Raw genomic sequence first — 24,037 nt, 5'->3', positions numbered from 1 at the left:
AAAAATGGAAGTCGGCATGGTGTGCCGGCCGGTACCGGGCATGTACCCGGCCTGTGCCGGCAACCCGAAGCGCCGGCCATTGCGAGCGCCGCCGCATTGTCATGATGAGGTCATCTGGGAACGCTATTCTCCGGCTGTCTTCTTTCAGGGTTTTGCTCGCGCGCCGATTGGCCCGCGGGCTTTTTTTTTGCCTGCGCAAACTGCAGCGATGGCGGGCAAACCCGCGGCATCGATTTCGGTTATTCTCTGCGACCACAAGGCCGGAATCTGTCCGCACGATGTTTTTCAAAGGAAACCTAATTGAGCATTCTTCTCCAACAACGCCTGGCTCTGCTGGCGACCGATGCGCACCGCGCATTGCTGTCCCAGGGCCGACGTGGCATCGAACGGGAAACCTTGCGCGTCGACAGTTCGGGCGAGCTGGCCCTGACACCGCATCCGGTGGCGCTGGGGTCTGCGTTGACCCATCCGACCATTACCACCGATTACTCCGAGTCGCTGGTCGAATTCATCACCCCCGCCGAGCATGACATCACCGACGCGCTCGCGCAGCTGGATGCGGCGCACCGCTATTTTTACGCCACCGGCACCGACGAATTGTTGTGGAGCGAGTCGATGCCGTGCCATCTGCCGGATGAGGCGCAGATTCCGATTGCCTGGTATGGCAACTCGCACATCGGCATGCTCAAGCATGTCTATCGACGCGGCCTGGCGCTGCGCTACGGCAAGACCATGCAATGCATCGCCGGGGTGCACTACAACTTTTCACTGGCCGAGCCGCTCTGGGCCGTGCTGCAGCACGCCGAGGGCACGGCAGGATCGGCCATCGAATTCCAGTCCGAAAGCTATATCGCGCTGATCCGCAACTTTCACCGCTACAGCTGGCTGCTGATGTATCTGTTTGGCGCCTCACCCGCACTGTCGAGCGATTTCCTGCGCGGGCGCCCGCACACGCTCGATACCCTGTCCGACGACACGCTATATCTGCCGCATGCCACCAGCCTGCGCATGAGTGACCTGGGCTACCAGAACAACGCGCAGGTCGGCCTGGTGCCGCCGTATAACGACTTGTCCAGTTACATGAAGAATCTGGTCAACGCGGTGCGGCAACCCTACCCCGCCTACGAGGCGATCGGCGCGAAGCGCGATGGAGAATGGATTCAGATCAGCACCGCGGTGCTGCAGATCGAGAACGAGTTCTACTCGACCATCCGGCCCAAGCGCGTCATCAATTCCGGTGAGCGCCCGGTTGAGGCGCTTTGCAGTCGCGGCGTCCAATACATTGAGGTGCGCTGCCTTGACATCGATCCGTTCGAGCCGGTTGGCGTGAGTCTGGAGACGGGCCGCTTCATGGATGCGTTCCTGCTGTTTTGCGCGCTCGATCAGAGCGCCCTGACCAACGAGGCAGAGGGCCACGAAAATACCGACAATTTTGCCCTGACCGTGAAGCAGGGACGCCTGCCCGGCCTGCAATTGCAGCGTCAGGGCCATCCCATCGCGCTCAAGGCATGGGGACTGGAATTGCTGGAGCAGATCAGCGCCGCAGCCAGTCTGCTCGACGCACAGCGCGACGATCATGCGCACCGCGCGGCGCTGGACAATCAACGCATCAAGTTGAACGATCCGGACCGCACGCCGTCGGCCCGGGTGCTGCGCGAGATCGCGGCACAGGGCGGCTCATTCAAGCGCTTTGCGATGCAGCAGAGCCTGGCGCATGCGGCGCAGTTTCGCGCACGCGGCGTGAGTGCCGCCGAGCTGGCCTCGTTTCAGGCCGCCGCGCAACAGTCGCTCGACGAACAGGCGCGCCTGGAGCGTGAGCAGACCGGCAGTTTCGACGAGTTCATCGAAGCCTACCGCGAGCGCTCATTGACCAGTACCCGCTGCTACTGATTTTTCGCGCAGCCGGATCAAGCCTTCCTGCGCCACGGTTGCCACCAGCACGCCGTCCTGCGTGTAGACATGCGCAAAGGTCAGGCCGCGACCGCCGGAGGCATTCGGGCTATCCATGCAAAAGTACAGCCACTGGTCCATGCGGAATGGCCGATGAAACCAGATCGTGTGATCGAGGCTGGCGATCTGCAAGCGCTTGTCGCCCATCATCACGCCATGCGGCTGCAACGCGGTCCACAGCAAGCCATAGTCCGACACGTAGGCAAACAGCGTTTCATGTGTCAGCGGATCGTCAGGCAGCGCCATCGGCGCGCGCATCCAGATTTGCTTGTCGGTGCCGCGCGACGGATTGTTGTACAGATCGCCCGGACCGTCCGAGCGGAAATCCACCGGCACCTGGACAAAGGTCCGGCCGCTGGCAGTGGCGCGTTCCTTCCAGACCGCGATGCTCGACGCCAGCGTGTCAGGATCGGGCGCGGGCGGCATCGGCTTCTGGTGCGACAGGCCTTCCTCGGCTTCCTGGAACGATGCCGACATCACGAAGATGCGCCGGCCCTCCTGCAACGCCACCACCCGGCGCGTGCTGAAGCTGCCGCCATCGCGCACCCGCTCCACTTCGAATTCGATCGGCAATCGGTGATTTCCGGGCAGGATGAACAGTGAGTGAATCGAATGCACACGACGGTGCGGCACCGTCTGGGTCGCCGCATACAACGACTGGCCCAGCACCTGGCCGCCGAATACATTGGGACTGCCCATGAAATGGCTCTGTCCGACAAAGCGATCGGTCCCGGCGGCGTCGAGCTTGAGCAGATCGAGAATTTCCGGCGTGTTGTACAGTGTCGAATCAAGCATGGGCGGGCCGATATGTAAATGAGAAAGGATGATTATCCCGTAACGCCGCGGATTTACACAGCGCTCCCGCGCGATACTGTAACCAAAGTGAAATAAAATCGGAATAATTTGCCATGCCAAAGTAGTATCTGGTTTGTTCACGCCAACGACCTTCGGTCGATCAATTCTGGCATTACCTCACTTCAAAGGCTTCTTGATCTTGAACGATACGCCGGTCAGTAAAAAAGTGCTCCGCTCGACCTTGCCGCTGGCAACGTCCGGACTGCGGCCCGGCATGTTTGTCGCAGACCTTGACTGCGGATGGAACAGTACGCCGTTCCTGTTGCAGGGACTGCTGCTGACCAACGCACACGAAATCGCCACCATTACACGGCTGGCGCGCCATGTAACCATCGACCCCAGCCGCAGCCGGCCGGACGCCTTCGACGGCATGGACGAGAGCCTGGTCTATGAAATCACCGAACCGGCCGCGACCAGCGCGGCGGCGGCGCCGTCAAAACCATTGCAATCGGCCGGGGCCGATCAGCACAAGCTGGAAAATTACCGCCTCGCGCTGCAGCAGCATGACGGCAATCGCGCCAGCCGCGGACTGCTGCTCAAGCTGTGGTGGCAGTCCTTGCTGCAGCAATTGCGCACCTTGCCGGGCCTGTCGTTCAGCCGCAGTGCCCCGCCTGCAATGCCGGCGCAGCAGCGCCCCGACTATATTCCCGACAACCTCCAGCTGGTGCTCTACCCGCCGTCCGAAGCAACCCAGGTCGGCCTGACGCAGGCAATCTCCGCCTGCGATGCGGGCGAAGACGCCTTGAAGCGCGTCTCCGACGATCTCGCTGCGCAGCGCGATATCGACACCGATGCGTTGCAGGCGGCCTCGAACGTGCTGGCCGAAAACATGATCCGGCGCCCCGGCACCATGATCTGGGCGGCCAAGATGCGCGACCGCAACGACCGCATGTACCAGCACGGCATCGGTGTGGCGATCTATCTGACGGCGCTCGGACGGCAGCTCGGTTTTCAGCGCGAGCAGCTGGCCGACCTCGCCACCATCGGTCTGCTGCTTGATCTCGGCAAGCTCGACCTCGATCGTGCCATGCTCGACAAGCCGGGCAAACTCGATGCGGAAGAGATCCGTGCGATGCGAACCCATGTTGACCGCGGCGTGGCGATGCTGGCTGGCGCCGGCGTGACATCCGAGCTGGTGTTGCGGGCGATCGCCGAACACCACGAGAACATCGATGGCAGCGGCTATCCGGCCGGACTGGCGGGCGCATCGATCAACATCTTCGGGAAGATGGCGGCGATTGCCGATGCCTATTCCGCGATGGTCAATCCACGCCCGTACGCCCCGGTATTTGCGCCGTATGACGCGATGAAGCAGTTGTTCGCCGAGAGCGACACACGCTGGTTTGCACCGCTGATCGAACAGTTCGTGCAGGCCATCGGCATTTTCCCGGTCGGTTCGCTGGTCGAGCTGTCGACCGGCGAAGTGGCCATCGTGGTGCAGCACAATCGCTACCGCCGGCTTGAGCCGCTGATCCTGATCCTGACCGATGCGGCCAAGGGCCTGCTGGCCCAGCCGACCGAACTCGATATGCTCAAGCACAATTTTTCGATGGCGCCCAAGGTGCTGCGCATTGCCAACGGACTGCCCGACAGCGCCTTCGGCATCGAGATGCAGGATTATTATTTGAGGCCGGCCTGATGGGAGTGCTGCAACGTCTCGCCGCAGTCTTCCGCCCTGTACCGCAGGCGCGCGCCAGTGATCTTGAAATGCTCTGCCAGCGGCTTGAGATCGACCTGCGCGCTGCCGACGGCACCGCCACGCTGGCGGTGCTGATCGTCTCGCTGGCGCGCAGCGACATCGTCGACGCCACGCTGCGCCAGGCCGACTCGCACCGCATCAGCATCGAAATGATGCAGCGCGTCGCCAATACGCTGCGGCCGGGCGACTACCTGGCGCAGGCCAGTGCCGATGAAATTTGGGTGATCCTGCCGCGCCTGGCCTCTGCCGCGCTGGCCAATCTGGCCGCCAACAACATCATGCGCGTGCTGGAAGCGCCCATCGTATCGCTCCGGATGCCGCTGACACTGCGCCCACGCATTGGCATCGCGCTGGCGTCGGATGCGGGCGGCATCGCACTGCATCTGCTGCGCGCCGCCGAAGAAGCCAGCCGCCGTGCGCGCAACCTGAATCAGCCGTATTTCGTGGTGACCGAAGTCGAGGGCGTCGACCTGCACAACAAGGACCTGGTCGTCGCTCTGGAAAACGCGCTGGCGCACAATCTGCCAACGCTGGCGTATCAGCCCAAGGTCGATATCCTGACCAGACAGGTGGTCAGTGTCGAGGCACTGATTCGCTGGCCGGCCGGCCTGAAACCCGCCATGACGCCAATGATGCTGGTCGACCTGGCCGAGCAGTTCGGCATGATCCGCGAACTGACGCGCTTTGTGCTGCACACCGCCCTGCGTGAACAATCATCCGTGCTGGCCGCCGCCGGCATCAACCGGATCTGGATCAATCTGTCGGCCAAGATGCTGACCGATCCCGACCTGCTCGACTTCCTGCAGCAGGCACTCGATATCTGGTCGGCGACGCCGGCAATGATCGGTCTCGAACTGACCGAAAGCATGCTTGCCAGCGATATCGATCAGTCGATCGCGATGATGCATGCGCTGTCACAGCATGGCTTCGCACTGGCCATCGATGACTTCGGCACCGGTTATTCGTCGCTGGCGTATTTGCGCCGCTTCCCGATCACGGAACTGAAGATCGACAAGATGTTTGTGCAGCACATGGCGACCTCGATTCCCGACGCGCAGATCGTACGCACGATCATCAACCTGGCCCACAATTTTCATCTTGACGTGGTGGCAGAGGGCGTCGAGGACGAAGAAATCCTCGCGCTGCTGGCCGCGATGGGATGCGACCAGATCCAGGGCTATGTGTACGCGCGGCCGATGCCGGCGGGCGAGTTGGTGCAATGGCTGGCGAACTTTACGGGCGCGCCGGCCGCGGCGCAGCTAGCGGTACGGTAATCCACGGGCCGGCCCTCAAGCCAGTTGCGGCCGGACGCTGGCACACAGCAAGGCGGTCATCGCATCGTGCGGCAACGGACGGCTGTACAGGTAACCCTGGATCATGTCGCATCCGAGCATGCGCAGCACGGCCAGCTGCTCCTGCGTTTCAACGCCTTCGGCGATGACCTTGAGATGCAGTCCATGTCCGAGCGTGATTACTGCGGCAGCGATCAGGCTGGCGTCGCCGCCGGCGTCGATATCGTCGACGAAGGACTTGTCGATCTTGATCATGTCCAGCGGGAAGCGCTTGAGGTAGGCCAGATTCGAGTAGCCGGTGCCGAAATCGTCCAGCGACAGGCGCACGCCTAGTGTCTTCAGGCGGTTCAAGGTATCAATCAGCACCGCCACGTTTTCCATCATGATGCCCTCGGTCAGCTCCAGCTCCAGGTAGCGCCCCTCCAGCCCGCTCTCCTGCAGCGCGAGGTCGATCATGGCGTGCAGATTACGCTCCTTGAACTGACGCGACGACATATTGACGGCCATGACGATGGGCGCGATTCCGGCTTCCTGCCAGCGCCGGTTCTGGCTGCATGCGGTGCGCAGCGCCCACGCGCCGATCGAGACGATCAGGCCGGTTTCTTCGGCAATCGGAATGAACACCGCCGGAGAAATCATGCCCAGCTCCGGATGCTGCCAGCGCATCAGGGCCTCGACGCCGACAATCCGGCCCGATGCGATATCGATCTGCGGCTGATAGTGCATCGACAGTTCGCCGCGCTCCAGCGCCCTGCGCAGGCCGCCTTCGAGTCGGGCTTGCTCGGCCAGCTGCGTCGTCATGCGTGGTACGAAATACTGATGGCCATCGCGGCCCTGTTTCTTGACCCGATACATCGCGATATCGGCGCTGCGCAGCAGCGTGTCGGCGTCCAGTCCGTCGCTGGGATACATCGCAATGCCGATGCTCGAGGTAACGAAGGCTTCAGAGCCCATCAGATGAAATGGCTGCGCCAGTGCATGCATGATTTTTTCCGACAGCATTGCGGCATCACAGACCGTGGCAAGATCGGGAAGGATCACGCAGAATTCGTCGCCACCGAGGCGGCCCACCGTGTCATTGACGCGCAGGCAACCGACGATGCGCTGGCCCGCCAGTTGCAGCAGACGGTCGCCGGCAGCATGACCGAGCGTGTCGTTGATCATCTTGAAATGATCGAGGTCGATGAACATGACCGCCACGATCCAGTGGCTGCGCTCGGCCTGCAACAGGGTCTGTTTCAACTGCAGGTCGATCAGCACCCGGTTTGGCAATCGGGTCAAGCTGTCGTTATGCGCCAGCCAGCTCAAATCCCGCTGGGCCAGCCTGGCATGCGTGACGTTTTCATGGGAGACCACCAGACGCACCGGTCCGCCGTGCGGAAAGCGGGTGACCTTTACAATAAACCAGCGCTCGTCGCCACCATCGTCGCACTGGTACTCCATGCTGAATTCATCCTGTGCCAGCGTGATCACGTCCCGCATGCCGGTCGCAAATAGCCGGGCCTCCTCGTTGCCGCACGCGGCAGCCCGGTCGCAGATCGAGAGGTAGTTCGTGCCGACCCACTTCGTCTGGCCCTGCATGCCGTTGTCGTCAGCGAAGCGGTTCCACGCCTTGTTGACAGCCAGGATCCTGCCAGTCTCGTCAACCACGCAAATCTGCTCGTTGAGGGCATCGATCGTGGCGCGCGCGAAGCGCTCCGATTCACGCAACTCCAGCTCAAGTTGTTTGCGCACGCTGATATCTTCAATGATGACGATCAGGTAGCGTGGCACGCCGTCGGCGTCGCGCGCCAGCGACACCGTCACGCTGCTCCACAGCGGCGCGCCATTGTGACGGCACAGGAGCTGGTCGAAGGCGGGCTGCGCACCCGGCGCCACCAGGACGGCGTCCAGCGCGGCCTGCATCGTGGCGCAGTGAGCGGCCTCGACAAGATCGACCAGCCGGCGCCCGGACAGCATCGCCGTCGTCATGCCCAGAATCGCGCCGACGTGCAGATTGACGAGCGTGATCTTGCCACCCAGCGAGGCATGTACGATCCCCACCGGGGCCAGATCGAAGGTTGCCTGGTAGCGCAATCTGCCTTCGGTAAGAAGGTCGGCGGAATGCTGTCGCAAGCGCAGGAAGGCTTCCAGGCGCGCCAGCAAGTCATCCTTGTTCAACGGCAGGCGCAAGACATCATCGAATCCGGCGCGCAGCCAGCCGGTGGCCTGGCCAGCGCCAATCAAGGTCAAGAGAACCGGAAAGTACAGCGGTTTCAGACGCGCTTTCATGGCGAACAGCGCTGCACCGTATTGCCGTGCCCCGGCCTGATCGGTAATCATCAGTGCCGCCGCCGGGTCGATGCTGGACAGTTCCGATCCGGCCACGACCACTACCCGATAGCCTGTCTGCACCAGAAATCCTGCCAGTAGCCGTTGATCGGACAGGTCCGACATCAACAGGCAAATGGTGGCAATGCTGGGTGGGCGGTTCATCGCCGCTCAGTCACGCTGGGTAAATGCGGGGACGCCGGTAAGGATGCCTTGCAGGTGGTACAGCTTGTCGCTGATTTCGATGCCGGCCGCACCCACCGTGATCTGGCGCAGCTCCGGTTGAAAGTTACCGATGCGCTTTTTCAGGCACCCGACGATCTTGATGACCTGCCCGGCATGCTCGGCATAGCGCAACAGGACGATGTTGTCGGCCAGATGCGACACGCCCAGATCGGTCGCCTTCAGGCTGGTGCTGGTGATGTGCTCGACTTCGTTGATCAGCAGCGTCGACACCCCGTTGCGCGACAGATAGTTGATCATGTTGTGGATGTGCGCCTGCGGCTTGCCGAATTCTTCCATCGCAAACTGATAACCACGCAAGCTGTCAATCATGACCATGCCGCACCCGTCGACCTCGACGGCCTCGCGCACGTTGGCCAGGAATTCATCCGGATACAGCTCCAGCGGATTGATTCGCACGATCTTCAGCGCCCCGGACGCGACCACCGCATCGATCGGCGCCCCGATGCCACGGCTGCGCGCCATGATGAAGCTGGCCGGCTCCTCGAAGGTGAACAGGACGGCGCGGTCGGTGCGCGCATAGTGCGCCAGAAACTGCGTGCCAAGCGTGCTTTTTCCAGTGCCGGTCGGTCCGGTCAGCAAGGTAGTGGTGCCGGATTCAAGTCCGCCGCCGAGCAGCTGATCGAGTCCGGTAATGCCGGATGAAATCATGCGCTCACCCGGGTTGAGTGAACCGGTATGTTCAATCCGGTGCGGGAACACTTCAATCCCGCTATTGCCGATGCGCATCGGATGGCGTCCGGACATGAATCCCGATCCACGCAGCTTGTCGACTTCCAGATAGCGCAGACCAATCGCCATCCCGGTCGAAATATTGCGGCCAAGGCGGATCACGCCGTCGACGGCCAGCGCGACGGAGGCATCCTGCTCCATCACGGTCGGGTCGAATGCCAGCAGCGACGTCACGCCGCTGTTGTTGAGAAAATTGACCAGTCCCAGAATATGCTTGCGGAACTGGTATTCGTCGGTCGCCAGATAGCGCAACTGCGTCACCGAATCAATCACCAGCCGCGTCGGCCGCGCCCGCGCCACCGCTTCGTAGATTGCACTCCACACCGGGACGCTCTCGACTTCGCTGGGCGGGAACATATGGTAATCACCGTGGCTCTCGCGCAGGTCGGAACCATTGGGCGAGAGATCGAGGATCTCGATCTGCGCCAGATCCCAGCCAAACCCGGAGACGTTGCGCTGCATTTCATGGCCAGGTTCGCACAACGTGATGTACATGCATTTTTCGTCGAGCGCGAGGCCCGCGCGCAACCATTGCAGCGAGAAGATGGTCTTGCCGGCACCGGCAACGCCGCCGATCAAGTAACTGCGACCGGCGGTCAAGCCGCCATTCAGAATCTCATCGCAACCGACCACGCCGGTCGACAGGCGTATCGATGTGTTCACCTGCTTCGTGTGGTTCATGTGCTGGTTTCCCGTCGCGTATCGTATCGCCAGGCAGAGGCCGGACCGGGATAGGGCATGCGCTGTTATGAACTGTTTGAAAGCATTGGGCGATCGCCACGCAGGCTGGGGCAACAGGAATGCGCCGTCGTTTGCGAAGCAATCAACACCCCGCGCCGTGAAAGCGAGCAGCGGAAAAATTGCTTCAATAAATTAACCTTAGGCAACTTTTTACGACAACCTGAGCTTAGGGAATCTCTGCATAAGGTCGGCGAAATCGCCTACCAACACGTTGACTGTCGATGAAACAAATAAGCCTCCCCACCAGCGGATTTGAACTGGCCCCCAAGAAGACGCGCAAGCGTGAATTTCTTGATGAGATGAACCTGGTTGTTCCCTGGGCCGAGTTGGTGTCCTTGATTGAACCACACGCGCCGAAAGGTAAAACGGGCCGGCCGCCATTTGCCGTGTCGACCATGCTTCGGATTCACTTCATGCAGCAGTGGTTTGGGCTGAGTGACCCGGCGATGGAGGAATCGTTGCACGACATTCCGCTGTATCGCGAGTTTGCAGAACTGGACGCGGGTATGAGCCGGTTGCCCGACGAATCCACCATTCTGCGGTTTCGCCATCTGCTGGAAAAACATGCGTTGAGTGCACAACTGCTGGCCACCATCAATGCCACGCTGGCCAAGCGAGGTCTTCTGCTCAAGACCGGAACGGTGGTCGATGCCACGCTGATTGCAGCGCCGAGTTCGACCAAGAACAGCAAGGGCGAACGGGACCCCGAGATGCATCAAGCCAAGAAGGGAAACCAGTGGTACTTCGGCATGAAGGCCCACATTGGGGTTGATGCCGATTCGGGTCTGGTACACACCGTGATCGGCACCGCCGCCAATGTCAACGACGTCACTCAGGGCCATGCACTGTTGCACGGTGAGGAAGTCGAGGTATTCGCCGACGCTGGCTACCAAGGCGCCAACAGGCGGCCCGAGGCGACCGGCGTCAAGTGGCACATCGCCATGCGTCCGGGCAAGCGCAAGACGTTGGACAGGGCGACGAAACTGGGTGCCATGCTCGACAACATCGAGAAGCTCAAGGCGAGTGTTCGCGCCAAGGTTGAGCATCCATTCCGGGTCATCAAGCGCCAGTTCGGATTCACAAAAGTTCGCTACCGCGGCCTGGCAAAAAACACGGCCCAACTGCTCACGCTGTTTGCGCTGAGCAATTTGTGGATGGCGCGTCGAGCGATTATTGACGGAGCGCGGGCATGAGTCCGTCCGCAATTCGGAGAGGGGCCTAGAACCGGCCCTATAGCGTAAAAATTCCCACGCTAAATGCACTGAATTTGCACGAAAACGCATTCCCATCTTCATTACCCGAATTTCCCTCGTTCAGCTCACGCTGTGGCGGTGGTTATGCAGACCATCCTTAGTCATTAATCAAACAAAACACCAGATCAATCTATTTATCGTTGAATATTGTTTATACAAAATGCACACGCGCCTTTTTTATTCAGAAGTGCGGGATGATTCGGTTCACACCCTGATGCATTGAAGGCGCGTGGCCGATTGGCCTGCCAGCGGCCACCGCGCGCCCGCAAAGCGGCTGTGCTGACGCACCGCTGAGGCGCGCACTGCCCCTCTGACGCCATCAGTGCGATAAATCGCGCCGACGCCCTGTTTCGCACACATCACGTGCCAAGGCGGCATTTCCAGCACTGGCGCCCGGCATGCCGCCGCGGGGCAGATCCGGATCGGCTAATCTCAACCACGCGAGATACCGCGAACACGACCCCTGAAGCCCAAGCTGTTTGGTAAAATGGCAGAGGTGCCAGAGGCAATCGCCTCATGTCACACGGAGCGATCAGGTTTTCCTGAAACAATCCGGGTAGCGGGATGCATTTTTTCTTGCTTGCGTCTTGCCGAAACGATCTCATTGACACCCTCACAACCTGGAAATTTCATGCCTGATCTTCACGCGTCCGCTGGCAGTCTGTTCATGGTGGTCGCACCTTCCGGCGCCGGCAAATCAACGCTGGTCAACGCCCTGCTGGCACAGGAACCGGCGCTCAAATTGTCGATCTCCTACACCACGCGTGCACCACGCCCTGGCGAGCAGCATGGCCGCGAGTACTACTTCACCAGCGTCGAGGATTTCCTCAAGCGGCGTGAATCAGGCGAATTTCTTGAGTCCGCGGAAGTCCATGGCAACTATTACGGCACGTCACGGGTCATGATTTCGGCGCAGATGAAGTCCGGTACCGACGTGCTGCTGGAGATCGACTGGCAAGGCGCGCAACAGGTCAAGAAGCAGTTTCCCGATGCGTCGGGCATTTTCATTTTGCCGCCCTCGATCAGTGCACTGGAAGAACGCCTGACCAAACGCGGACAGGATGAGCCACATGTCATTACGCGCCGCTTGCTGGCCGCCGGAGGTGAAATGGCGCATGCCTTCGAGTTCGAATATGTTATTATTAATCAAGACTTTGCGATCGCTTTAGAAGAACTTACAGCGATTGTCCGGGCGACACGTTGCCGGTTCTCGCAACAGGCTGCACGCCACGCTTCTCTCTTTGCCCAACTGGGCATTCACGCCGCATCAAACTGACACTGTCATTCCAGGAGCATTCATGGCCCGTATTACTATTGAAGATTGCACCAAATACATTCCGAATCGTTTTCAGCTGACACTTGCCGCGACCTATCGCGCGCGTCAACTGCTGCAAGGCCACACGCCAAAAGTCGACGCCAAGGACAAGCCTACCGTCATCGCGCTGCGCGAAATCGCCGCCGGCAAGGTAGGCATTGAAATGCTGAAAAAGGTACCAAGCTAATTGTTTCCATGACTCTGGCGCGGCGGCTCAACCGGTATGAACTTGACTCCTGCAGATTCGACAGTATCCGCCTTGACTAGCCGGGCCGCTTCAGAGCGTTTGATCCAAAAAATTCCCGGAACATTCTTTTCCTCCGATACCGGCGTGCCTGCCGCGCCCGGTGTCGCTTCGGTGTCGCAACTCAATGCGAAACTCGCCGAGTACCTTTCCCCTGCCGAGCTGAAAAAAGTCAAGGAAGCGTATCGCTTCTCTGACGAAATGCATCTGGGCCAGATGCGCATGTCGGGCGAACCGTACATCTCGCACCCGATCGCCGTGGCCGAAATCTGTGCCGACTGGAAGCTCGACGCGCAGGCGATCATGGCGGCCTTGCTGCATGACGTGATGGAAGATCAGGACGTCAAGAAAGAAGAATTGATCGAGCGCTTCGGCGCACCGGTGGCGACGCTGGTCGATGGCCTGTCCAAGCTCGAAAAAATCGAATTCCAGAGCCAGATCGAAGCCCAGGCCGAGAACTTCCGCAAGATGCTGCTGGCAATGGCGCGCGATGTCCGCGTGATTCTGGTCAAGCTGGCCGACCGGCTGCACAACATGCGCACGCTCGGGTCGATGTCGCCCGAAAAGAAGCGCCGCATCGCCGGCGAGACCATGGAAGTGTATGTGCCCATTGCGCATCGCCTCGGTCTCAACAACATCTATCGCGAACTGCAGGACCTGTCGTTCTCGCACCTGCATCCGATTCGCTATCGCACGCTGGCCAAGGCCGTCAAGGCGGCGCGCGGCAATCGCCGTGAAGTCGTCAGCAAGATCATGGAGTCGGTCAAGAACACGCTGCTGGCGGCCGGCATCACCGCCCAGGTCTACGGCCGCGAAAAAACCCTGTTCGGCATCTATCGAAAAATGCGCAACAAGCACCTGTCTTTTTCGCAGGTGCTGGACGTGTATGGGTTTCGGATCGTGGTCGAAAACTTTGCCAGCTGCTATGTCGCGCTCGGCACGCTGCATGCGCTCTACAAGCCCATGCCGGGCAAGTTCAAGGATTACATCGCGATTCCGAAATTGAATGGCTACCAGTCGCTGCACACGACGCTGATTGGCCCCTATGGCACGCCGGTCGAGTTTCAGGTGCGGACCCAGGAGATGCATCGGGTGGCCGAGTCCGGCGTGGCGGCGCACTGGTTGTACAAGGATGACGAAGGCAGCCTGACCGACCTGCAGCAGCGCACCCACGCTTGGCTGCAATCGCTGCTCGACATCCAGAAGCAGACCGGCGACTCGGCTGAGTTCCTTGAGCACGTGAAGGTCGATCTGTTTCCCGATTCGGTCTATGTGTTCACGCCAAAATCCAAAATCATCGCGCTGCCGCGTGGCGCCACCGCGCTCGATTTTGCGTACACGATTCACACCGATATCGGTGATCAGACCGTTGCGGCGCGCATCAACCACGAGCACGCGCCGCTGCGCACGGAGTTGCGCAACGGCGACATCATCGAAATCATCACCTCGGCCAGCTCGCGACCAAGTCCGACTTGGCTGACGTTCGTCCGCACCGGCAAGGCCCGCTCGGCGATCCGTCATCACCTGCGCACCATCAATCTTTCGGAGTCGATCGAACTCGGTGAACTGCTGTTGACCCAGGCACTGGCGGCACTGAATCTCGATGCGACGATTCCGGCGGCGACGGCCGAGCGATTGCTCAATGAATCCAGCGCGAAATCGCTCGATGAGCTGTATGCCGACATCGGTATTGGCAAGCGCATGGCAGCGCTGGTCGCGCGCCACATCATGGGCTTGCAGGACAGCGCCGGGCAACCGCTGCAAATCCGCGTCGACGCCGATGACAATCCGGACGCGCCGAGCAAACCCGAGCCGGTCGTCATTTACGGCAGCGAAGGTGTGGCGGTACAGCTGGCGGCTTGCTGCCAGCCGATCCCGGGCGACAAAGTCATTGGCCAACTCAAGCGCGACCAGGGATTGGTCGTGCACACGCCCGACTGCGAACTGGCACGCCGTCAGCGCAGCAAGGAGCCGGAACGCTGGATCGATGTCGAATGGGGCAATGATCTCAATCGCCGCTTCGATTGCCGGGTCATTGTGCTGGTTGAAAACGAGCGCGGCGTGCTGGCGCGGGTTGCCGCCGAAATTGGCGAATCCGATGCCAATATCACGTTTGTCGGGATGGATGACGACCGCGGTGCATTGATGACGCAACTGCGCTTCACGGTACAGGTCGAAGGCCGGGTGCATCTGGCGCGCCTGATGCGCAATGTGCGTCGCATTCCTGGCGTGACCCGCATTCTGCGGGAACGCGGCCAGTGGACCAATTCGGTGCGCTAGGCGCGCTGCGGCGCCGGATATTCCACTGACAGTATCAGCAATTCTTCCATGCCCGAGGGCGTCTTCAGGAAGACTGTATCGCCCTCGCGTGCCTTCGTAATGGCACGCGCCACCGGCGAAATCCAGCTGATTTTTCCATGTAGCGGATCCAGTTCGTCGATGCCGACAATCGTGATGACGTGCTCTTCGCCGGACTGGTTCTGGTACCGGATCGTTGCACCGAAAAATATCTGGTCGTTGCCAAAATGGACGCTGGGATCAACCACTTCGGCCAGATCCAGCCGCTTGGTCAGAAAACGGATACGCCGGTCGATTTCGCGCAGGCGTCGCTTGCCATAAATATAGTCGCCATTCTCGGAGCGGTCGCCGTTCGACGCTGCCCACGACACGATACGCACGACTTCCGGACGGTCCACATCAATCAGCCGCAGCAACTCGTCTTTCATGCGTTGATAGCCGGCCGGGGTCATGTAGTTTTTGCTGCCGGCAGGAATGGCCGGCACGATACCGATGGCGTCATCGTCGTCATCGTCATCGGTTTCCTTGACAAAGGCTTTGTTCATTCCATCCTCGCGCAGGTCAGGCGCCGGAAGCCACCGAATTGCTCCACTCGAAGGCCGCCAACTGCATCGCGTTGAGCTGTTCGATCGACAAACCCAGTCGTCGCAGCGTCGGCACCAGCAACGGCCGCGCGACTTCAATGCGTTCAATGTATTCCGCCAGCTTGAGCATCTCGCCGTACGGGCCACGGCGCGCCAGAAGCGCCTGGCTCACCTCGTCGGCGACACCAATCTGGTCAATGATTGCCTGCATCGTTTGCCCAAACAGCGCATCCATCAAGGACATGATACCGACAGTGAATGCGCGTTCGGCATATCCACGATTGCCCGGATGGATCTGATCGGCCATCAACTCCAGCAATTTGCCACGTGTCGTGGCCAGCATCAACAGCGGCGAGACCGATCGGCCGGATTTGTTTGGCTCGGCATACAGGAGAATCTGCAACCAGCGCTGCAATTGCCGCCGTCCCAACACCATCACTGCCTGGCTGAGCGAGTCGACACGGTGCGTCAGACCAGCACCTGGCGAATTGACCATGCGAAGAAGATTCAACCCCATCGACGCATCCTGCTTGATGGCGCGTTCGATCGCACTGCCATCGGCGTCGCTGCGCAGGAGTTCCATCAACTGCATGATCGCCAGTTGCGACGGCGAGAGCTTGCGGCCGACCAGCACCACCGGCCTGGCAAAATAATAGCCCTGAAAATAATCGAAGCCAAGCCGCACACAGTTCTCGAACTCTTCGATCGTCTCGACTTTTTCTGCCAATAATTTTTTGCCGGCCAGTTTGAACCGTGCTGACAGCAGCTCCAGGTCGTCCTGCGCCATGTCCCGGATGTCGACCTTGATAATCTCGACCACCGGCAACAAGCGCAACACATCTTCGGATGCTGCAATGACATCGTCGAGAGCAAAACGGAATCCGGCCGCGGCCAGTTGCTCGATGCGCGCGATGACTTCCGGCGTGACCTTCACGGACTCAAGAATTTCGAGGATGACTTTATCGTGCGGCAGAAAGCTGACGAAGTCGCTCATCAGCACAGTGACGTCCACATTGACGAACGCCAGAGAACTGCCAACCACGTTTTCCATGCCCATCTCGGCGGCATTGGCCATCACGGAGGCTGTCGCCAGCAAGTCGTCGGTCACATTAGCCGGACCGGCGGCGGCGCTGCGAAACAGGAGTTCGTAGGCAATCAAGCCCTGGGTGTTGTCCAGAATGGGCTGCCGTGCGAGAAAAAATTCGCGCAGGTGCACCACCGGGTCGCCATTCCCGGAATGGGTTGCCACTGAATCAGAAAGTTGTGTCATAGTGCCCCGCTACTGCACGAATCAATGCCGTGGGATTGCAACCGGAACCGCTCGTGACGTTTGTTGTTTTGAAGAATCTTCGGCCATTGTACGGTGAAATACGCCTGCGAAATACCGCCGTCGGACCGAATTCCGTCACACCCGGCGGGTTCCTGTGTGCGCGACCGAGGTGGCCCCGGTTTCCAGCGTGAAGCCTGCACCACTGTCCCGGCCGAGAGTTTGCACCAGGAACGGCATGAGCTCCTTGAGCATCGGTTCGAGTGTGAATGGCGGGTTGATGACGAACATGCCGCTGCTGTGCAATCCGAAACCATCCGGGCCGGGTGTCGAGATGGTCAGCGTCACGTTCAGCCAGCCGTTTGCGGGTAGACGTTTGAGCTTGTCGGGCAGTTGACGCGACTCCATCCGTTGCAACACCGGGTACCAGACCGCGTAGGTACCGGTGGCAAATCGCACCAGCGCATCCTGCAGCGTTTCCTTGACACGGCGGTAATCTCCCTTGTCTTCGTATGGCGGATCGATCAAGACCAGTCCGCGGCGCGACGGCGGCGGCAGCAATGCCTTCAGTCCAAGAAAGCCGTCGCCCTTCTGGATCATGATGCGCTTGCCCCGAACCGTGGCACGTTGTCCCTGTTCAGCCGCATGCGCCTCGACCTTGCGGAAATTATCGGCCAGGATCTTCGCATCGGCCGGATGCAACTCGAACAGGCGCAGACGGTCGGCTTCGCGCATGGTCTTGTCGGCACAATAGGGCGAACCAGGGTAATAGCGCAGCTTGCCGCTCGGGTTCATCTTCTTGATCATCTGGATGTATTCGTGCAGGGGCGCCGGCAGATCCTTGCGGTTCCACAGCGGCGCGACGCCGCTTTCGAATTCGGCGTTCTTCGCTGCATAACCCCCGTCAAGCGCATACACACCGGCACCCGCATGGGTATCAATGTACATGTACGGGGTGTCCTTCTGATTGAGGTAATTCAACAACTGCATCGTGACGACGTGTTTGAGGACATCGGCGTGATTGCCCGCATGGAAGGCGTGGCGGTAACTCAACATAACGGTGATCGATCTTGGTGGGAATGGCAGGTAGCACGGCGGCTAATTCGGCATTTTAACAAGTCCGGCGCAACCGGGTTGCACCGATTGCTGTCAGCGGGCCGAAAAGTAGCCGGTCTGGCGCCAGCGCTCCTGGCGTTTTTGCAAGGCGGTGGTCGCACACAGCAGCACGAACGACAACAACAACAGAAGCAAGGCGAAGCCGTGGGCGTCGGGATAATTCAATTTCTGGGTCTCATCGTAGAGCGCAATCGAGGCGACCCGCGTCACGCCGGGAATGCCGCCACCGAGCATCAGCACCACGCCGAATTCGCCAATGGTGTGGGCGAACGCAAGGATCGCGCCGGAATACACGCCGGCTTTCGACAGCGGCAGAAAGATGTGGATGAAGGCCTGTCGACGCGTCATCCCCAGTGAATACGCCGCCTGCGCAATCTCCGGACGGAGCATGCGAAACGCCGCCAGGACAGGCTGCAATGCAAACGGCAGACTGTAGACGAAGGAGCCAATGACCAGGCCGCCGAATGAAAACGGCAGGGCGTGCCCGAACTGCGTTTGCCACCAGTGACCAAACGCGTGTTCCGGCGACAACAGCACCAGCAGGTAAAAACCAATCACCGTCGGCGGCAGCACCAGCGGCAACGACATCACGATCTCCAGCGGCAGGGCAATCCGGTTACGCGTGGTCGCCAGCCACCAGCCAACCGGCAACACGATCAGCAGCAACAACAGGGTCGACACCGCGGCCAGTTGCACGGTCAGACCGAGCGCGATCCACAATGCGTTTGGCAGGGCCCAGAGTGGTGTGATCAAGGGGTTCGATCAGGCAGTGCAAAGCCGTAACGGCGCAAGATGTCGCGACCGCCGTCGCTGCGCAGGAACGCCAGATATTTTGCGGCCAACGGATTGCTGCGCCCGCTTGCCGTGACAATGCCGCCCTGCTCGATCACCGGATACCAGTCCGGCGGAACGATCCATGCACGCCCGCCTTTTGTTGCGCTCACATGCGCCGCGCCAACCAGGCCAACCTGGGCATTGCCAGTCGCAATGAATTGGGCCGCCTGTGCGACGTTATCGCCGATCACCAGGCGCGAAGCGATCCCGTCCCATGCGCTGGCATGCTGTAGCGCGGCGCGTGCAGCGCGACCGTACGGCGCCAACTCCGGGTTGGCAATCGCAATGTGCTGCACGCGGGCATCGGCAAACACCCTGAACCCGCGATCGAGATCCAGCGTCGGATCGCTCGACCACAGCACCAGTCGACCAATTGCATAGGTGGTCAGTGACGAGGCATCGGCAAAACCGGCCTCGGCGAGCTTGCGTGGGTAATCGAGATCGGCCGACAGGAACACGTCGAAAGGTGCGCCATTGTTGATCTGTGCAAAAAAATTTCCGGACGAACCGATGCTGGACCTGACATCGGCATTGCCATTGGCTTTGGCAAAGGTAGCGTTGAGCTCATTGATGCAGATTGCCAGATCGGCAGCCGCGGCGATTTGCAGTGCCGGCGCCGCCGTCGCGCTGACTGCCGCCAGCAACAGCAGCGCACTAGCGAGCAAACCTCGAACCCATGCTGAACTATTCATGATGCGCTGGCGCGACCTGTCAATGTAATCTGCGGATTGTAACAAGCGCCCTTGCTGCAGACGAAAAAAAACCGTCTTCTTGTGGAAGACGGCCTTTTCGGTCACATCAATATGCGACCAGAACGCCCAATCAGGCGACTTTCTTGTCGAAGAACTGTTCGTCTTCGGTCGAGCCATGCAACGCGGTGGTCGATGACACGCCTTGCTGGATCGCTTGCGTGACCGCATCGAAGTAACCGGTGCCGACTTCGCGCTGATGCTTGACGGCGGTGAAGCCTTTTTCAGCAGCAGCGAATTCAGCTTCCTGCAATTCGACAAATGCGGACATCTGGTTGCGGGCGTAGCCGTGGGCCAGGTTGAACATCGAATAGTTCAGCGAATGGAAACCGGCCAGCGTGATGAACTGGAACTTGTAACCCATTGCGCCGAGCTCTTTCTGGAATTTGGCGATGGTTGCATCGTCCAGGTTCTTTTTCCAGTTGAACGATGGCGAGCAGTTGTAGGCCAGCATTTTGCCCGGGAACTTGGCATGCACTGCATCGGCAAACTGCTTGGCGAAGGCCAGGTCAGGCTTGCCGGTTTCACACCACACCAGATCGGCGAACGGCGCATAGGCAATGGCACGGGAAATCGCTTGATCGATACCGGCACGGGTCTTGTAGAAGCCTTCGACGGTGCGCTCGCCGGTGCAGAATTCGCGATCGTTTTCATCGACATCCGAGGTCAGCAGGTCTGCCGCTTCGGCATCGGTACGGGCGATCACCAGTGTGGTGGTGCCCATCACGTCAGCAGCCAGGCGGGCAGCATTGAGTTTCTCGACGGCCTCACGACTTGGCACCAGCACCTTGCCGCCCATGTGGCCGCATTTCTTGACCGAAGCAAGCTGATCTTCGAAGTGAACACCGGCAGCGCCGGCGTCGATCATCGACTTCATCAATTCATACGCATTGAGCACGCCGCCAAAGCCTGCTTCGGCATCGGCAATGATCGGTGCAAAAAAGTCGATGTCGTCCTTGCCTTCCGACCATTGGATCTGGTCAGCACGGGTGAAGGTATTGTTGATGCGCTTGACCACCATCGGCACCGAATTGGCTGGATACAGCGATTGGTCCGGATACATTTCGCCAGCAAGGTTGGCATCGCCAGCAACTTGCCAGCCCGACAGATAGATGGCTTTGAGGCCGGCCTTGACCTGCTGCATGGCCTGGTTGCCGGTCAGTGCGCCAAGGGCATTGACGAAAGGCTCGGTGGTAACCAGATTCCACAATTTCTCGGCGCCGCGCTTGGCGAGCGTGTGCTCAACCTGCAGCGAGCCGCGCAGACGAACCACGTCTTCGGCCGTGTAGTTACGCTTGACGTCTTTCCAGCGTGGATTTTCTGCCCAGTCTTTTTTCAGTGCAGCGATTTGCTGTTCGCGAGTTGCCATGGTCAATCTCCTGTGGTGAACGATGTCGTCGAAGTGAAGTGAAGTGAAATCCGATGACTAATCATAGGCCGTATTTTGCGGAGCAACAAGGTCTTATATAAGACACATAACTAAATTAACTCCCATTACAATCAAAGGGTTGGTTAGCATTTTTTACTATATGAAATCATTTCCCTGAGAATGAAATGAATTAATGATGCTGCGCAGCGTGATATCCCACAATAAGGAATGCGCTTTCCGCATGGTGAAATTCACCGCACGAGGCGGGAGATCTATTTCCACTGTCCCCGCAGCGCCTGTACCTGTTCCTGCAACAGTTGCGGCGTGACCACCGCGGGCGACAACGCAGGGCCGACGGCCAGTGCCAGCTGCGACCATGGTCCGCGCCGGAATGACCGCCCAAACGGATTGCCGTCGCCGCGCGTGAGCAGGCTGCCCCACAGGCCACGCAGCGCCATCGGGATGACCGGCACCGGCGAGCGCTCCAGAATCTTCATGACGCCGCCACGAAACTCGTTGAGTTCGCCGGTCACGGTCAGTTTTCCTTCGGGGAAGATGCACACCAGATCGCCGTCATCCAGCGCTTTGCCGATCTCGACATAGGCCCGTTCCATCAGCGCGGCATCTTCCCGCGCCGGTGCGATCGGTATCGCCTTGGCATTTCTGAATATCCACGACAGCACCGGTATCCGGAAAATCCGGTGATCCATCACGAACCGGATCGGACGCGGGCTGGCCGCCATGATCACGATCGCGTCGACATAGCTGACGTGATTGCAGACCAGCACCGCTGCGCCATGTTCCGGGATGCGATCGGCATCGATGCTGCGCACCCGATGAATGGTATGGATCAGGATCCACGCGGCAAACCGGATCAGGAATTCCGGCACCAGCGTAAAGATAAATACCGCCACCGCTGCATTAAGTCCGGCAGTCACCAGAAACAGCTGGGGAATGGTCAGGCCGCTCTTGAGCAAGACCAGCGCAAGCAAGGCTGCCGCCACCATGAACAAGGCGTTGAGAATATTCATACCGGCAATCGTGCGCGACAGATGCGTCGGATCACAACGTGTCTGGATCAGGGCAAACAGCGGCACGATATACAGCCCGCCAAACACCCCGATCATCACGCAATCAAACAGGATGCGCAGGCTGCCGTGCTGTGCCACGAAGCCGGACAGGTCGACCGGCGCGGTATTCGTGTAGGCGAGGCTGGCCAGGAACAGGTCAATGCCGAACACCGACAGCCCGATCGAACCGAACGGGACCAGGCCGATCTCCACCCGATGGCCGGACAGCCGTTCGCACAGCAGCGATCCGGCGCCAATCCCCAATGAGAATACAGTCAGCAGCAGCACGAACACGCTGTGGTCGCCATGCAGGTAATCTTTCGCATAGACAGGGAACTGCGCGAGGATGATGGCACCGTAGAACCAGAACCACGAGTTGCCCAGCAAGGACAGGAACACCGGCCGGTTCTGGCGCGAGAAATTGATGTTGCGGATCGTTTCGGTGACCGGATTCCAGTTGATTTTCAGGTCCGGCGCAGGCGCCGGCGACACCGGTATCGCCCGACTCGTCAGCCAGCCCGTGACCGCAATGGCGATCGTGCCGAAGGCAACCAGTTCCGTGCCCCACGGCTTGTGCACGACCAGCACCGCACCCAGTATTTCGCCCAGCAAAATCCCGACGAAGGTGCCGCTTTCAATGATGCCGTTGCCGCCCACCAGTTCGTGTTGTTTCAGGTGCTGCGGCAGATAGGCATATTTGACCGGGCCAAACAACGTCGAATGCATGCCCATGCCAACCACCGCGACAATCAGCAGAACCAGGTTGTGTGTCATCCAGCCAGTCGCCGCGATTGCCATGATGCCGATCTCGAACACCTTGACGATACGCGCCACACGGGCCTTGTCGAACTTGTCGGCGAGCTGCCCGGCGGTCGCCGAGAACAGGACGAAGGGCAGGATGAACAGGCCCGGGATCAGATTGTTCAGCAATGCCGGATCCATCGTGGTCCAGCTCAGCGCTTCGTAGGTAAGAATCGTCAGCAGCGCCGTCTTGAAGACGTTGTCATTGAACGCCCCGAGAAACTGGGTCCAGAAAAATGGGCCGAAGCGGCGCTCGGCAAGCAGGGCAAACTGGCTCTTATCGCTCATGGGATTGTCTTCTGTGCTGGGGTGGGAACTGTAACAGCAGTCGGGGATCGCGAAAACGGGTTTTGCTGCGGGAAAATTCAGGACGGCATGCCACGTTGTACAAAAACCGGTGATACTCCGGCTTGCCCTCCAGATTCTGCCAAAGGTAAATTTTCAATGCATCGTTTTGCTGTCGCCCGGTTCACCTTACTTCCCGTTGTCTCGCGGTTTCGCGGCGCCTGGCGCCAGGGTGCCCCGGCCGCACTGGCACTGGCGCTGGCGCTGACATCGCAGTGCGCGAGCGCAGGCGCGTGCGAAAAAACCGTGCGCTGGAATGATGACCCGCCGTATTCGTGGCGCGATGAGAACGGTGCCATCAACGGCTTTTATGTTGAACTGGTGCGCAATGCACTGCAGCGGATGGGTTGTACCGCCCGCTTTGTCGAACTGCCCTGGGCGCGTGCGCTGGTCGATCTCGAAGCCGGCAACCTCGATATTTTGCCAGGGGCATTGCACAATCCACAGCGCGACGCATTCGCGTTGTTCTCGCACCCGGTCAACCGATCACCCAATGTGCTGTTCGTTGCCAGAGCCGGGCAGCAGCGCTTTCCGCTGAAAACGCTGGCCGACATCATTGGCACCGAGTTCGTGCTGGGTGCACAAATCAAGGTGTCCTATGGCCCGCAATTTGACGCCTTGCTGGCTGATCCCGAATTCAACAAGCATCTCTATCCGATCGGGCAGCGTCGCAGCGGCTGGAAAATGCTGCAGGTCGGCCGTATCGATGGCTTGATCGCCGATGAGGTGACGGGTCTGATCGAACTCAAACAGCTGAACCTGCAGGAGACCGTGGTCAAGAGCCGCGTGGTGGTCTCCGGCGAGCCAGCCCTGATCGCCTTCAGCAGGCGCGCAATTGATGAACGGTTCGTCGAGCGCTTTGATGCCGCGCTCGATACCCTGAGAGCCGACGGCGAGTACGTGCGCATCAGGGAACGCAACATCCCCTGTCGTGCGTCATCGCAAACACTGGCCTGCAGCTAGCGGTTTG

At 59.9% G+C, this 24,037-nt stretch carries 19 protein-coding genes; 9 read left to right on the top strand and 10 right to left on the bottom strand.

What is annotated here, in order from left to right; genetic code table 11:
- The first annotated feature begins 4 nt into the window (after positions 1–4).
- Together RCH09_RS02715 and gshA are read left to right on the top strand one after the other, a co-directional pair.
- Complete coding sequence (locus tag RCH09_RS02715) at positions 5–304, top strand: hypothetical protein (RefSeq protein ID WP_326939496.1); 300 nt, start codon at positions 5–7, stop codon at positions 302–304.
- Positions 301–1,890, top strand: a complete 1,590-nt coding sequence (gshA, locus tag RCH09_RS02710; protein ID WP_326939495.1) for a glutamate--cysteine ligase — start codon at positions 301–303, stop codon at positions 1,888–1,890. Before RCH09_RS02715 ends, gshA begins: the two co-directional genes overlap by 4 nt.
- Here the strand turns inward: gshA and RCH09_RS02705 are convergent.
- Positions 1,864–2,745, bottom strand: coding sequence for an acyl-CoA thioesterase (locus RCH09_RS02705; RefSeq protein WP_326939494.1), 882 nt, complete (start codon positions 2,743–2,745; stop codon positions 1,864–1,866). The genes gshA and RCH09_RS02705 overlap by 27 nt on opposite strands.
- Positions 2,746–2,944: 199 nt before the next feature.
- On the opposite strand from RCH09_RS02705, the gene RCH09_RS02700 reads away from it, so the two are divergent.
- Together RCH09_RS02700 and RCH09_RS02695 are read left to right on the top strand one after the other, a co-directional pair.
- A complete protein-coding gene (locus tag RCH09_RS02700) occupies positions 2,945–4,444 on the top strand; it encodes an HD-GYP domain-containing protein (RefSeq protein WP_326939493.1) in 1,500 nt (499 codons plus the stop codon).
- Complete coding sequence (locus RCH09_RS02695) at positions 4,444–5,778, top strand: putative bifunctional diguanylate cyclase/phosphodiesterase (protein ID WP_326939492.1); 1,335 nt, start codon at positions 4,444–4,446, stop codon at positions 5,776–5,778. Before RCH09_RS02700 ends, RCH09_RS02695 begins: the two co-directional genes overlap by 1 nt.
- Positions 5,779–5,793: 15 nt before the next feature.
- On the opposite strand, the gene RCH09_RS02690 is transcribed toward RCH09_RS02695, so the two are convergent.
- Together RCH09_RS02690 and RCH09_RS02685 are read right to left on the bottom strand one after the other, a co-directional pair.
- The gene (locus tag RCH09_RS02690) at positions 5,794–8,271 is read right to left on the bottom strand and encodes an EAL domain-containing protein (RefSeq protein WP_326939491.1); all 2,478 of its coding nucleotides are present in this window, start codon (positions 8,269–8,271) and stop codon (positions 5,794–5,796) included.
- A 6-nt stretch (positions 8,272–8,277) separates the two neighbouring features.
- Positions 8,278–9,762: an ATPase domain-containing protein gene (locus RCH09_RS02685; protein WP_326939490.1), complete on the bottom strand. Its 1,485-nt coding sequence runs from the start codon at positions 9,760–9,762 to the stop codon at positions 8,278–8,280.
- 281 nt (positions 9,763–10,043) lie between these two features.
- On the opposite strand from RCH09_RS02685, the gene RCH09_RS02680 reads away from it, so the two are divergent.
- From RCH09_RS02680 to RCH09_RS02665, 4 genes are all read left to right on the top strand, one after another.
- Positions 10,044–11,015, top strand: coding sequence for an IS5 family transposase (locus RCH09_RS02680; protein ID WP_326939489.1), 972 nt, complete (start codon positions 10,044–10,046; stop codon positions 11,013–11,015).
- Between the two features lie 691 nt (positions 11,016–11,706).
- Positions 11,707–12,351, top strand: coding sequence for a guanylate kinase (gene gmk, locus RCH09_RS02675; RefSeq protein ID WP_326939488.1), 645 nt, complete (start codon positions 11,707–11,709; stop codon positions 12,349–12,351).
- A gap of 22 nt (positions 12,352–12,373) precedes the next feature.
- A complete protein-coding gene (gene rpoZ, locus RCH09_RS02670; protein WP_326939487.1) occupies positions 12,374–12,577 on the top strand; it encodes a DNA-directed RNA polymerase subunit omega in 204 nt (67 codons plus the stop codon).
- Positions 12,578–12,613: 36 nt separating this feature from the next.
- On the top strand, positions 12,614–14,914 hold the full coding sequence (locus RCH09_RS02665) for a RelA/SpoT family protein (protein ID WP_326939486.1): 2,301 nt from the start codon (positions 12,614–12,616) through the stop codon (positions 14,912–14,914).
- Here RCH09_RS02665 and greB read toward each other — a convergent pair.
- The 7 genes from greB to RCH09_RS02630 form a co-directional block, all read right to left on the bottom strand.
- On the bottom strand, positions 14,911–15,477 hold the full coding sequence (greB, locus tag RCH09_RS02660; RefSeq protein ID WP_326939485.1) for a transcription elongation factor GreB: 567 nt from the start codon (positions 15,475–15,477) through the stop codon (positions 14,911–14,913). The two genes, RCH09_RS02665 and greB, sit on opposite strands and share 4 nt — an antisense overlap.
- A 16-nt stretch (positions 15,478–15,493) precedes the next feature.
- Positions 15,494–16,765: an EAL and HDOD domain-containing protein gene (locus tag RCH09_RS02655; RefSeq protein WP_326939484.1), complete on the bottom strand. Its 1,272-nt coding sequence runs from the start codon at positions 16,763–16,765 to the stop codon at positions 15,494–15,496.
- Positions 16,766–16,921: 156 nt separating this feature from the next.
- Complete coding sequence (locus RCH09_RS02650) at positions 16,922–17,839, bottom strand: 23S rRNA (adenine(2030)-N(6))-methyltransferase RlmJ (RefSeq protein WP_326939482.1); 918 nt, start codon at positions 17,837–17,839, stop codon at positions 16,922–16,924.
- Between the two features lie 93 nt (positions 17,840–17,932).
- A complete protein-coding gene (gene modB / locus RCH09_RS02645; RefSeq protein WP_326939481.1) occupies positions 17,933–18,652 on the bottom strand; it encodes a molybdate ABC transporter permease subunit in 720 nt (239 codons plus the stop codon).
- Positions 18,649–19,425, bottom strand: a complete 777-nt coding sequence (gene modA / locus RCH09_RS02640; protein ID WP_326939480.1) for a molybdate ABC transporter substrate-binding protein — start codon at positions 19,423–19,425, stop codon at positions 18,649–18,651. Before modA ends, modB begins: the two co-directional genes overlap by 4 nt.
- A 130-nt stretch (positions 19,426–19,555) precedes the next feature.
- Entirely contained in the window at positions 19,556–20,851 is a 1,296-nt protein-coding gene (gene aceA / locus RCH09_RS02635) for an isocitrate lyase (RefSeq protein WP_326939479.1), read from the bottom strand.
- A 272-nt stretch (positions 20,852–21,123) separates the two neighbouring features.
- On the bottom strand, positions 21,124–23,010 hold the full coding sequence (locus tag RCH09_RS02630) for an MFS transporter (protein ID WP_326939478.1): 1,887 nt from the start codon (positions 23,008–23,010) through the stop codon (positions 21,124–21,126).
- A gap of 156 nt (positions 23,011–23,166) precedes the next feature.
- Between RCH09_RS02630 and RCH09_RS02625 the strand changes: the two genes are divergently transcribed.
- A complete protein-coding gene (locus RCH09_RS02625) occupies positions 23,167–24,030 on the top strand; it encodes a substrate-binding periplasmic protein (protein ID WP_326939477.1) in 864 nt (287 codons plus the stop codon).
- Positions 24,031–24,037 lie beyond the last annotated feature (7 nt).

The organism is Actimicrobium sp. GrIS 1.19 (assembly GCF_035984655.1).
Taxonomy (GTDB): Bacteria; Pseudomonadota; Gammaproteobacteria; order Burkholderiales; family Burkholderiaceae_D; genus Actimicrobium.
The sequence above is the reverse complement of the archived record's forward strand: the minus strand, read 5'-3'. Positions and strand labels throughout refer to the sequence as shown.